The 12,599-nt window shown below is 71.5% G+C and carries 9 protein-coding genes; all 9 read left to right on the forward strand.

The genetic code is table 11. The features are described 5' to 3' along the window. The first annotated feature begins 238 nt into the window (after positions 1-238). Positions 239-3,964 (forward strand): ThuA domain-containing protein, encoded by a 3,726-nt coding sequence (locus ACFVW8_RS03740; protein ID WP_389685943.1) that lies wholly within the window; start codon positions 239-241, stop codon positions 3,962-3,964. Between the two features lie 124 nt (positions 3,965-4,088). Next, positions 4,089-5,207 (forward strand): inositol-3-phosphate synthase, encoded by a 1,119-nt coding sequence (locus ACFVW8_RS03745; RefSeq protein WP_389685944.1) that lies wholly within the window; start codon positions 4,089-4,091, stop codon positions 5,205-5,207. Beyond that, positions 5,204-6,214, forward strand: a complete 1,011-nt coding sequence (locus ACFVW8_RS03750) for an SCO3242 family prenyltransferase (protein ID WP_389685945.1) — start codon at positions 5,204-5,206, stop codon at positions 6,212-6,214. The genes ACFVW8_RS03745 and ACFVW8_RS03750 overlap by 4 nt, the downstream gene beginning before the upstream one ends. Further along, on the forward strand, positions 6,211-7,068 hold the full coding sequence (locus tag ACFVW8_RS03755; protein WP_389685946.1) for a sugar phosphate isomerase/epimerase family protein: 858 nt from the start codon (positions 6,211-6,213) through the stop codon (positions 7,066-7,068). The genes ACFVW8_RS03750 and ACFVW8_RS03755 overlap by 4 nt, the downstream gene beginning before the upstream one ends. A 66-nt stretch (positions 7,069-7,134) precedes the next feature. Beyond that, positions 7,135-7,851 carry an EboA domain-containing protein gene (locus ACFVW8_RS03760; RefSeq protein ID WP_389685947.1) on the forward strand — a complete coding sequence of 239 codons (717 nt, stop codon included), beginning with the start codon at positions 7,135-7,137 and terminating at the stop codon, positions 7,849-7,851. After that, positions 7,851-8,699, forward strand: coding sequence for a TatD family hydrolase (locus ACFVW8_RS03765; RefSeq protein ID WP_389685948.1), 849 nt, complete (start codon positions 7,851-7,853; stop codon positions 8,697-8,699). Before ACFVW8_RS03760 ends, ACFVW8_RS03765 begins: the two co-directional genes overlap by 1 nt. A gap of 4 nt (positions 8,700-8,703) precedes the next feature. After that, a complete protein-coding gene (eboE, locus tag ACFVW8_RS03770; protein WP_389685949.1) occupies positions 8,704-9,879 on the forward strand; it encodes a metabolite traffic protein EboE in 1,176 nt (391 codons plus the stop codon). Next, entirely contained in the window at positions 9,876-11,285 is a 1,410-nt protein-coding gene (locus ACFVW8_RS03775) for an alkaline phosphatase family protein (RefSeq protein WP_389685950.1), read from the forward strand. Before eboE ends, ACFVW8_RS03775 begins: the two co-directional genes overlap by 4 nt. Before the next feature lie 49 nt (positions 11,286-11,334). After that, complete coding sequence (locus ACFVW8_RS03780; protein ID WP_389685951.1) at positions 11,335-12,510, forward strand: sugar phosphate isomerase/epimerase family protein; 1,176 nt, start codon at positions 11,335-11,337, stop codon at positions 12,508-12,510. Positions 12,511-12,599: the final 89 nt, after the last annotated feature.

Genomic DNA, 12,599 nt, shown 5'->3' on the forward strand with positions numbered 1-12,599 from the left:
CGCCGGGACGGCACCCCCTGCCCGAAACCCCCTTTGTCCTGGCCAAGGAAAAAGCTCGACAACACCGCCGCACAAGGGCTTTCCGTCCCGGACGAACAGGTCTACCGTCCAGAACGTGTACATGACATGACACTCGTCACCGGAGCCGCACAGGCCCCGACTGACCTGCGCGGCAGTCCCCGCGCGGAACGGCACGGCAGCACCCGCCCGTACAACCGGCACTCTCCGGAGGACACTCGTGCACAGAACCCGAACCAGGCCCAGAACCCGGCTACGCGTCCGTAAATCCCTCGCCCTGCTCACCGGCGCCCTGCTCGCCGCCGCCACCCTCACCCTGGGTGCCACACCCGCAACGGCCGCCGCCCACACCGCCCCCGCGGACTCGGGCGCCGCTGCCGCCGACGAGGACTTCCAGCAGGTGACCCTCGCCAAGGGCGTGGCCGAAACCGGTGAGCCCATGACGCTGGCGGTGCTCCCGGACCGCAGCGTCCTGCACACCGCCCGCGGCGGCGAACTATGGCTCACGGACAGCGGCGGCGACACCACGCTCGCCGGAACCATCCCCGTCTACTCGCACGACGAGGAAGGCCTCCAGGGCGTCGGCGTCGACCCGGACTTCAGCAAGAACCGGGCGATCTACCTCTACTACGCGCCCCCGCTGGACACCCCGGCCGGGGACGCTCCCGAGAACGGCACCGCCGCCGACTTCGCCAAGTTCGACGGAGTCAACCGGCTGTCGCGTTTCGTCCTCAAGGAGGACGGCACGCTCGACATGGCCAGCGAGAAGAAGGTCCTCGACATCCCGACCTCGCGCGGCATGTGCTGCCACGTCGGCGGTGACATCGACTTCGACGCGCAGGGCAACCTGTACATGTCGACCGGCGACGACTCCAACCCGTTCGCCTCCGACGGCTACAGCCCGATCGACGAACGCCCGGACCGCAACCCCGCGTTCGACGCCCGCCGCTCCGCCGGCAACACCAACGACCTGCGCGGCAAGATCATCCGCATCAAGGTCGCGGAGGACGGTTCGTACACCGTCCCGGACGGAAACCTCTTCGCACCGGGCACGGACAAGACGCGCCCCGAGATCTACGCGATGGGCTTCCGCAACCCCTTCCGCTTCACCGTCGACAAGACCACCGGCATCCTGTACGTCGGCGACTACGGTCCCGACGCCGGTGCGGCCGACCCGAAGCGCGGGCCCGCCGGACAGGTGGAGTTCGCCCGCGTCACCAAGCCCGGCAACTTCGGATGGCCGTACTGCACGGGCAATAACGACCCGTTCATCGACTACGACTTCGCGACCAGCACCTCCGGCGAGGCCTTCGACTGCGCCGCGCCCAAGAACACCTCCCGGTACAACACCGGGCTGGTGGACCTGCCGCCGGCCCAGCCCGCCTGGATCCCGTACGACAACGGCTCCGTACCCGAGTTCGGCACCGGATCCGAGTCCCCGATGGGCGGACCGGTCTACCACTACGACGCGGACCTCGACTCGCCCGTGAAGTTCCCCGAGTCCTACGACGGCGACTTCTTCGCCGGCGAGTTCGGCCGGCAGTGGATCAAGCGCATCGAGCAGGACGCCGACGGCAAGGTGCAGTCCATCAACGACATGCCGTGGTCCGGCACCCAGATCATGGACATGGCTTTCGGTCCCGACGGTGCCCTCTACGTCCTGGACTACGGCACGGGCTACTTCGGCGGCGACGAGAACTCCGCCCTGTACCGCATCGAGAACGCCACGGGCGGACGCTCACCGATCGCCGAGGCGACCGCGAACAAGACCTCCGGCACCGCACCGCTCAAGGTCGCCTTCTCCTCCGACGGCACCACCGACGGTGACGGGGACGCGCTCACCTACAGCTGGGACTTCGGTGACGGCGGCACATCGACCGCGGCCAACCCCACGTACACGTACAAGAAGAACGGCACCTACACCGCGACCGTCACCGCCACGGACCCGACCGGGCGCACCGGAACAGCCAATGTCCATGTGACGGTCGGCAACACCGCTCCGGTCGTGAACCTGGAACTGCCCGGTGACGGCCAGCTGTTCGACTTCGGCGACGAGGTCCCGTTCAAGGTCACCGTCACCGATCCCGAGGACGGCACGATCGACTGCTCCAAGATCGAGGTCCGCTTCATCCTCGGCCACGACGCCCACGGTCACCCGATCACCTCGGCGCACGGCTGCGAAGGCACCATCAAGACCGAGATGGACGGCGGGCACGACCCGAACGCCAACATCTTCGGAGTCATCGACGCCTCGTACACGGACGGCGGAGGCGGCGGCCAGGCGGCCCTGTCCGGTCACGACCAGTCCGAACTGCAGCCGCGCCACCGGCAGGCCGAGCACTACAGCGACTCGTCCGGCGTCGTACAGCAGAACAAGGCGGAAGCGCACGGCGGCAAGACCGTCGGCGAGATCCAGAACGACGACTGGATCTCCTTCAAGCCGTACATCCTCGGTGACTCCACCAAGCTGACCGCCCGGATCTCGTCCGGCGGCGCCGGCGGCTTCCTCGAAGTGCGGACCGGCTCGGCCGACGGGAAGCTCCTCGGCTCCGCACCCGTCCCGGTGACCGGCGGCTGGGAGACCTTCCAGGACATCGACGTACCGCTGCGCGGTGTCCCGAAGAAGTCCACCGAGCTCTTCCTCGTCTTCAAGGGAGGCGAAGGGGCGCTCTACGACATCGACGACTTCGAGCTCTCCAACACCCCGCCCGACAGGACCGCCAAGCGGGTCCTGGTCTTCTCCAAGACCGCCGGCTTCCGCCACGACGCGATCCCCGAGGGCATCGCCGCACTGAAGGAACTCGGCAAGGACAGCAACATCACGGTCGACGCGACCGAGGAGGCCGGTCAGTTCACCACCGCCAACCTGGCCCGCTACGACGCCGTGGTCTTCATGTCGACCACGGGTGACGTCCTGAACGCCGACCAGCAGAAGGCGTTCGAGAACTTCGTGACCACCGGCGGCGGCTACGTCGGCGTGCACGCCGCCGCCGACACCGAGTACGACTGGCCGTTCTACGGAGGGCTGGTCGGCGCGTACTTCGACAGCCACCCCGCCATCCAGCCCGTCACCGTCCGCGTCGAGGACCACAAGAACCCGGCGACCGCACACCTGGGCGGCACCTGGGACCGCACCGACGAGCTGTACAACTACCGCACCAACCCGCGTGACAAGGTCAAGGTCCTCGCCACCCTCGACGAGACGACGTACACCGGCGGCAACATGAAGGGCGACCACCCGATCACCTGGTGCCAGACCTACCAGGGCGGCCGCTCCTTCTACACCGGCCTCGGTCACACCAAGGAGTCGTACGCCGACGCGGACTTCCGCAAGGTGCTCTCCGGCGGGCTGCGGTACGCGGCCGGCCAGGTGAAGGCCGACTGCAAGCCGGACACCGGCTACCGGTCGATCTTCAACGGCGAGACGCTCGAGGGCTGGAAGCAGGCAGGGCCCGGAAAGTTCGACGTCGTCGACGGCGAGCTGCGCTCCGAGGGCGGCATGGGCCTGCTCACCTACCAGGCCAAGGAGCTGAAGTCGTACTCGCTGAAGCTCGACTGGAAGATGGCGGGCGACGACAACTCCGGTGTCTTCGTGGGCTTCCCGGAGTCCGACGACCCCTGGTCCGCGGTGGACAACGGCTACGAGGTCCAGATCGACGCCTCCGACGCCGTCGACCGCACCACCGGATCCGTCTACACCTTCAAGGCGGCCGACATCAAGGCCCGCGACCGGGTCCTCAGGCCGCCCGGCCAGTGGAACAGCTACGAGATCAAGGTCCAGGGTGAACGGCTCCGGATCTTCCTCAACGGAGTGAAGATCAACGACTTCACCAACACCGATCCCGCCCGCAGTCTCAAGGACGGCTACATCGGCCTCCAGAACCACGGGGCCGACGACCAGGTGTCCTTCCGCAACATCCAGCTGAAGGAACTGCCCTCCGCATAGGGCCACCGCCCGGACGGCGGGCGGGGCAGCAGCTCCGCCCGCCGTCCGCGGCACCTTCCCCCGTGCCCCATGAACAGCGCCACCAGCTCTGCACAGCCAGGACCCCCAGCCAGGGAGGCAGCCCGTGTCAGCACACGCCGTTCGTACCGGAGTCTGGTTCATCGGAGCACGCGGCTCCGTCGCCACCACCGCCACGGCGGGGTGCGCTGCGGTGGCGGCGGGCCTCCACCCGGGCGCCGGGATGGTCACCGAGACCGCGCCCTTCGCCGAGAGCGGCCTGCCACCGGTGGCCTCGCTCGTCTTCGGCGGACACGACACCCTGGACTGCCCGCTCCCCAAACGGGCCGAGGCACTCGCGGCCGGGGGAGTGCTGCCGCACGACCTCCCCTCGGCCGTACGCGCCGAACTCGCCACGGCCGACGCCGAGATTCGCCCGGGCGGACCACTGCGCGGCGACACCCGCACGGACGAGGAACTCATCACCGCGTTCGCCGCCGACCTCACCGACTTCGGCCGCCGCAACGGCCTGGCCAGAACCGTCGTCGTCAACGTCGCCTCCACCGAACCGGCGCCCGCACCCGGTGCGCAGCGGCTGCCCGCCAGCTCGCTCTACGCGGCGGCCGCCCTCCGGGCCGGCTGTCCGTACGTCAACTTCACCCCCTCCACCGGGCTGCGTACCCCGGCCCTCCAGGACGCCCTCGCGGCCTGCGGACTTCCGCACGCGGGCCGCGACGGCAAGACGGGCCAGACGCTTCTGCGCTCCGTACTCGCCCCGATGTTCGTGCAGCGCGCCCTGCCCGTACGCGCCTGGTCCGGCACCAATCTGCTCGGCGGCGGGGACGGGGCCGCACTCGCCGACCCGGCCGCCGCCGCCGCGAAGAACGCAGGCAAGGAACGCGTCCTCGCCGACACGCTCGGCTCCGCCCCCGAGGGCGAGGTCCACATCGACGACGTCCCGGCGCTCGGCGACTGGAAGACGGCCTGGGACCACATCGCGTTCGACGGTTTCCTCGGCGCCCGCATGGTGCTCCAGACGACCTGGCAGGGCTGCGACTCCGCCCTCGCCGCGCCTCTCGTCCTGGACCTGGCACGGCTGCTGGCCCGCGCCCAGGAGACGGGCCTGACCGGCCCGCGCCCCGAACTCGCCTTCTACTTCAAGGACCCGGACGGCGGACCGGCCGCCCTCTCCGAGCAGTACCTGGAGCTGCTCGCCTTCGCCGAGCGGCTGCGGGGGGAGAAGTGACGCTGGGCGCCTGGGCGGAACTGCTCAGAATCTCGGCGCTGTTCACCGTGCCGGGCGACGCCCTCGCGGGCGCTGCGGCCGTCGGACGCCGCCCCAACCGCTCCACCGCCCTCGCCGTGGGCGCCTCGCTCTGCCTGTACGAGGCGGGCATGGCGCTGAACGACTGGGCCGACCGCGACGAGGACTCCGTCGACCGCCCGCACCGCCCGATCCCCTCGGGCCGGATCACGCCCCGCGCGGCGCTCACCGCGGCCGGGGCGCTGACCGCGGCGGGACTGGCCCTCGCCGCCCGCGCGGGCCGCCCGGCCCTGACGGTCGCCACCGGCCTCGCGGCGACGGTCTGGGCGTACGACCTCCGCCTGAAGCACACCCCGGCGGGCCCGGCGGCCATGGCGGCGGCCCGGGGCCTGGACGTACTCCTGGGCGCGACGGCTACGGGGACGGCCGCCCCGGCCGTGGAACCGGCGGGGGCCGTCGGCTCACGCACCGGCCCGGCCGCGGTCGTGCGCCCCGCTCCCGCCGCTTCGGTCCGCGCGGCGCTGCCCGCCGCCGCACTGCTGACGGCACACACCTACGCGGTCACCGCGGTCTCGCGCCATGAGGCGCAGGGCGGCTCCACCACCGTGCCCCTCGCCGCAGTCGCGGCGGTCGTCGCGCTCGGTGGCACCGCGGTGCGGGAGCGGCAGGGGGAGAGCGACGGATTCCCGCGTGCCGGACGAGGGGGTACCGCCACGCCGGGCCACCGCGCCGGAAACGGCGCCCCCGCCCGGCTCCTGCTCACCGCGCTCACCGGCGCCTACGTCCGCACCGCCGCCAGGCCCCTCGCCCACGCCGCGCTCAACCCGTCGCCACCGCTCACCCAGCGGGCCGTCGGCAGCGGCATCCGGGCGATGATCCCGCTCCAGGCAGCCCTCGCCGCCCGCGCCGGAGCCCCAGGCACGGCGCTCGCCGTCATGGGCCTCGTCCCGCTCGCCCGCAGTCTCGCCCGGAAGGTGAGCCCCACATGACGATCCGTCTCGGCTACGGCACCAACGGGCTCACCGATCTCCGCCTCGGCGACGCCCTCGGCCTCCTCGCGGACCTCGGCTACGACGGCGTCGGGCTGACCCTCGACCACATGCACCTCGACCCGATGGGCCCCGACCTCGCCGCCCGCACCCGCCAGGTCGCCGCCAGGCTCCAGGAGCTGGGGCTCGGCGTCACCGTGGAGACCGGGGCGCGCTACGTCCTGGACCCGCGCCGCAAGCACGGCCCGTCCCTCCTCGACCCGGACCCCGATGCCCGTGCCGCCCGTACCGCCCTGCTCGTCCGGGCCGTGGACGTCGCCGCGGAGCTCGGCGCCCACGCCGTGCACTGCTTCAGCGGCATCAGGCCCCCGGACACCGCCCCCGACACCGCCTGGCAACGGCTCACCGGTGCCCTGGCCCCGGTCCTGGAGGCCGCCGATCGCGCGGGCGTTCCGCTGGCGATCGAGCCCGAGCCCGGGCACCTCCTCGCCAACCTGGCCGACTTCCACCACCTCCGCGTGCTGTGCGGGGACCCCGAGCCGCTCGGACTCACCCTCGACATCGGCCACTGCCAGTGCCTGGAGCCGGCCCTGCCCGTCGACTGCGTACGCGACGCCGCACCCTGGCTGCGCCACGTCCAGATAGAGGACATGCGCCGAGGCGTGCACGAGCACCTCCCGTTCGGCGACGGCGAGATCGACTTCCCGCCCGTGCTCGCCGCACTCGACGCCCTGGGGGACAGCGGGTATGCCGGGCTGACTGTCGTCGAGCTGCCCCGCCACTCCCACGCGGGCCCCGAACTCGCCCGCAACTCCATCGAGTTCCTCCGCAAGCACGCACCGTCGAGCCACTGACCGCCGAGCCACTGGACCCGAGCCACTGGACAGCCGGGCAACCACACCGCCGAAGGGAGCAACGCCATGCCGATGTCATCGCCGGACGCCCCGCTGCTGACCCGCAAGGAGCTTGACGCACAGCTCGGCGGAGCCGCACGCGCCTGGCTCGACGAAGCCCTCGCCGAGGCCGCCCACGCCGCAGCCCACCCGGACGACGCGCTTGCCGGCAACGTGTACGCCGTGCCCCCGTGGGAGCTGCGGTACGCCGCCGCCGGCCGGCACTGCGGACTCGAACACGCCGACTCGGCACGGGCCCTGCTGCTCGTCGCGGCGGAAGCCGGGCAGGCCGCCCTGACCAGGATCTACGAGCAGGGCACCGCCGCCGAACGGCGTGCCGTCCTGCTCACGCTGCCCGCCCTGGACATCGGCGCCACCGCCCTGCCGCTCGTCGAGGACGCCCTGCGCGCCAACGACACCACGCTGATCGCCGCCGCCGTCGGCCCGTACGCCGGTGACCATCTCGATCCGCACAACTGGCGCCACGCCGTCCTCAAGTGCCTGTTCACCGGAGTGCCCGTCAGCGCCATCGGCCAACTCGCCGGGCGCGCCGCAGGAGATGCGGAACTCGCCCGGATGCTGGGCGACTTCGCGGCCGAGCGCACCGCGGCGGGCCGGTCCGTGCCCGCCGACCTGCACCGCGTACTCGCGCTCACCGCACCCGGCCCGGACGCCCCCGGCTCCGCCACCACCACCGGTCCAGCCGCCCCCACGGCCCCCACGGCCCCATCGGAGGAGTCCTGATGCGCATCTTCGACCCCCACATCCACATGACCTCCCGTACCACGGACGACTATCAGGCGATGTACGACGCCGGGGTCCGGGCGCTGGTCGAACCCTCCTTCTGGCTCGGCCAGCCCCGCACATCGCCCACCAGCTTCTTCGACTACTTCGACGCCCTGCTCGGCTGGGAGCCGTTCCGCGCCGCCCAGTACGGCATCGCGCACCACTGCACGCTCGCCCTCAACCCCAAAGAGGCGAACGACCCCCGCTGCACCCCCGTCCTGGACGCTCTGCCGCGCTACCTCGTCAAGGACTCCGTCGTCGCGGTCGGCGAGATCGGCTACGACTCGATGACCCCGGCCGAGGACCACGCACTGGCCGCGCAGCTCCAGCTCGCCGCCGACCACGGGCTGCCCGCTCTCGTCCACACCCCGCACCGCGACAAACTCGCCGGTCTGCGCCGCACCATCGACGTCGTCCGCGAATCCCACCTCGCCCCGGAACTGGTCGTGCTCGACCACCTCAACGAGACGACGGTGAAGGACGCCGTCGACAGTGGCTGCTGGGCCGGCTTCTCCATCTACCCCGACACCAAGATGGACGAGGACCGCATGGTCGCCGTCCTCAAACTGCACGGCACCGAGAAGATCCTGGTCAACTCCGCCGCCGACTGGGGCAAGAGCGACCCGCTGAAGACCCGCGGCGTCGCCGACGCCATGCTCGCGGCCGGCTTCACCGAGGACGACGTCGATCAGGTGCTCTGGCGCAACCCTGTCGCCTTCTACGGCCAGAGCGGCCGCCTCCACCTGGACACCGCCGCCCCGGAACCGCTCCACGAGGGCAACTCCATCCTCCGCGGCGGGGAGTGAGGCCATGCGCTTCCGCCACCCCGACGGCACCGTCGTCCACCTCGCGTACTGCACCAACGTCCACCCGGCCGAAACCCTCGACGGTGTCCGCGCCCAACTCCGGGACCACTGCGAACCGGTACGCAAACGGCTCGGCCGCGACCGCCTCGGCATCGGCCTCTGGCTCGCCAGGGACGCCGCCCGCACCCTGATCAACGACCCCTCGCACCTGCGCGCCCTGCGCGCGGAACTCGACCGCCGAGGGCTCGAAGTCGTCACCCTCAACGGCTTCCCGTACGAGGGGTTCGGCGCCGAGGAGGTCAAGTACCGGGTGTACAAGCCGGACTGGACCGACCCCGAACGGCTCGCCCACACCACCGACCTCGCCCGGCTCCTCGCCGCGCTCCTGCCCGACGACGTCACCGACGGCACCATCTCCACGCTGCCCCTGGCCTGGCGCACCCCCTACACGGACGACCCCGAGGCGGCCCGCACCGCACTCGCCGCGCTCACCACCCTCGGCGAACGCCTCGACGCGCTGGCCGAGCTCACGGGCAAGTCCATCCGGATCGGCCTCGAACCCGAACCCGGCTGCACCGTCGAGACCACCGCCGACGCGATCGCCCCCCTCACCGCGATCGGCCACGACCGCATCGGCATCTGCATCGACACCTGCCATCTCGCCACCTCCTTCGAGGACCCGGACGGCGCGATCGACGAACTCACCGCCGCCGGCATCCCCGCCGTCAAGGCCCAGCTCTCCGCCGCCCTGCACGCCGAGCACCCCCACCTCCCCGAGGTACGCACCGCGCTCGCCGCGTTCGCCGAACCCCGCTTCCTCCACCAGACCCGCATCTCCACCGCCGCGGGGCTGCGCGGCACCGACGACCTCGACGAGGCGGTCACCGGCGACACCCTGCCCGACAGCGCCCCGTGGCGCGCCCACTTCCACGTACCGCTGCACGCACCGCCCGCACCCCCGCTCACCTCCACCCTCCCCGTACTCCGGTCCACGCTGACCCGGCTGGTCGGCGGGGCGCGGCCGCTCACCCGGCACCTGGAGGTCGAGACGTACACCTGGCAGGCGCTCCCGGCCGAGCTGCGCCCCCGGACCCGTGCCCAGCTCGCCGACGGCATCGCCGCCGAACTCACCCTCGCCCGCGACCTCCTGGTCGACCTCGGCCTCAAGGAGCTGCCATGACCACCGCCGGGACGACCAGCACCCCTGCTTCCGACCCCACCCCTCTCCTCGTGCTCGACGTCGTGGGGCTCACCCCACGCCTCCTCGACCACATGCCGCACCTCAAGGCCATCGGACAGTCCGGCACCCACGCCCCGCTCGGCACCGTGCTCCCCGCCGTGACCTGCGCCGCCCAGTCCACCTTCCTCACCGGCACCACCCCCGCCGAACACGGCATCGTCGCCAACGGCTGGTACTTCCGCGAACTCGGCGACGTCCTCCTGTGGCGTCAGCACAACGGGCTCGTCGCCGGAGACAAGCTCTGGGACGCCGCCCGCCGCGCCCACCCCGGCTACACCGTCGCCAACATCTGCTGGTGGTACGCGATGGGCGCCGACACCGACTGGACCGTCACCCCGCGCCCCGTCTACTACGCCGACGGCCGCAAGGAACCCGACTGCTACACCCGGCCGCCGGCCCTCCACGACGAGCTCACCGAGAAGCTCGGCACCTTTCCCCTCTTCCACTTCTGGGGACCCGGCGCCGACCTGGTCTCCTCGCAGTGGATCATCGACGCCACCCGGCACATCATCGACACCCGCCACCCCGACCTCGCCCTCTGCTACCTCCCGCACCTCGACTACGACCTCCAGCGCTACGGCCCCGACGACCCGCGCGCCTTCAAGGCCGCGGCCGACCTCGACCGGGCCGTCGCCCCGCTCCTCGACGACGCCCGCCGCGAGGGCCGCACCGTCGTCGCCCTCTCGGAGTACGGAATCACCCGCGTCGAGAGGCCCGTCGACATCAACCGCGCCCTGCGCCGGGCCGGTCTCCTGGAGGTCCACACCCAGGACGGCATGGAGTACCTGGACCCGATGACCTCCCGGGCCTTCGCCGTCGCCGACCACCAGATCGCGCACATCTACGTACGCCGCCCCGAGGACCTCGAAGCGACCCGCGAAGCCCTGGCGGACCTCCCCGGCATCGAGCAGCTCCTGGACGACGAGGGCAAGAAGGCGCACGGTCTCGACCACCCGCGCTCCGGCGAGCTGGTCGCCGTCGCGGACCCGGACGCCTGGTTCACCTACTACTACTGGCTCGACGACGACCGCGCGCCGGACTTCGCCCAGCTCGTCGAGATCCACCGCAAGCCCGGCTACGACCCCGTCGAACTCTTCCTGGACCCCCAGGACCCGTACGTCCGGGTCAAGGCGGCCACGGCCGTCGCCCGCAAGAAGCTCGGCATGCGCTACCGCATGGCGGTCGTCCCCCTGGACCCGTCACCCATCCGGGGCAGCCACGGCCGCCTCCCCCTGAGCGACGAAGAAGGTCCGCTCATCCTCTGCTCCACCCCCCACGCGTTCACCGGCCCCGTCCGCGCCACCGAAGTGAAGCCGCTGCTCCTCACGCTTGCCGGCCTCGTATGAGACCGGTCCGTACCCAGCGTTGCGAGCATCTTCGAGAAAGAGAGAGACCGTGACCGATCACAACGACGCATCCGGAACGGACGGCGCCCTGCGCCGCAGTCTCGGCGTCAACCGCCGCCGCTTCCTCAGCACCTGCACAGCTGTCGGGGCGGCGGCGATCGCCGCACCCGTCCTCGGCGCATCGCCGGCCTTCGCCCGGCCCGCCGCCCACCAGGGGCACGGGCACGGCCACGAGCACGGCCATGGCCACGGCCAGGCGCTGGTCCCGGCGTCGAAGCGCGGCATCATCCTGTACACCGTGCGCGACGCCACGGCCCGGGACCCGCTCAGCACCACCCTTCCCTCCGGCTTCCGCGAGGTCTTCAAGGAGCTGGCCCGCTACGGCTACAAGCAGGTCGAGTTCGCCGGGTACGGCCAGCACGCCAACGCCCCCGGCGGGAACAACCTCGAAACGGTGGAGGGCGCGAAGCTGCTGCGCTCGTGGCTGGACGACTACGGGCTGCGCGCCCAGGGCAACCACGGCTTCATTCCGGGGTCCTGGCCACTGACCCCGAGCGATCTGGACGAGTTCAAGCGGCACCTGGAGATAACGAACATCCTCGGCATGGACCACATGGGTACCGGTGGTGACCCCACCGGCAGTGACTACCGTGCCGACTGGGACGTGGCCGCCGACAAGTGGAACGCCCTGGGACAGATCGCCCATCGCGCGGGCATCAAGCTGTACACCCACAACCACGACGCGGCCTACGGCTTCCTGCTCGACGGCGGTGCGCCGGACGACCAGGGGCGTCCCACCGGCAGCTCGGGCGTCCGCAAGCTCGAGTACTTCCTCAAGGTCACCGATCCGAAGACCGTGTGGCTGGAGATGGACATCTTCTGGGCGCACGTGGCCCAGTACAAGTTCCACACCTACACCGCGCACGACGGATCGCAGGTGGAGAACACCTTCGACCCCGCTGGACTGGTCAGCCGCCACAACAAGCGCTACCCGCTGTTCCACGCCAAGGACGGCGTGGTCAGCACCACCAACGGCGACGGCTACGAGATGGTCCCCTTCGGGACCGGAGTCATCGACTACCGGACGTTCTTCCGCCGCGTCGGGCAGACGAACTACCGCAACCCGATGGTCGAGCAGGACACCGCACCGAGCGACACGGACCTCGCACAGTCCCTGAAGCAGGCGCGGATCAGCTACGGCGGCCTGGCGGCGCTGCGCAAGTAGGACCGTCGGCGGGCACGGCGCCCGTGCTGCACCACCACGTCGGGGGGGGGCCCCCCCCGTCGGGGGGGGCCGGGGGGGGGGGGGGGGTA

Source organism: Streptomyces sp. NPDC058221 (assembly GCF_042882365.1).
GTDB lineage: Bacteria > Actinomycetota > Actinomycetes > Streptomycetales > Streptomycetaceae > Streptomyces.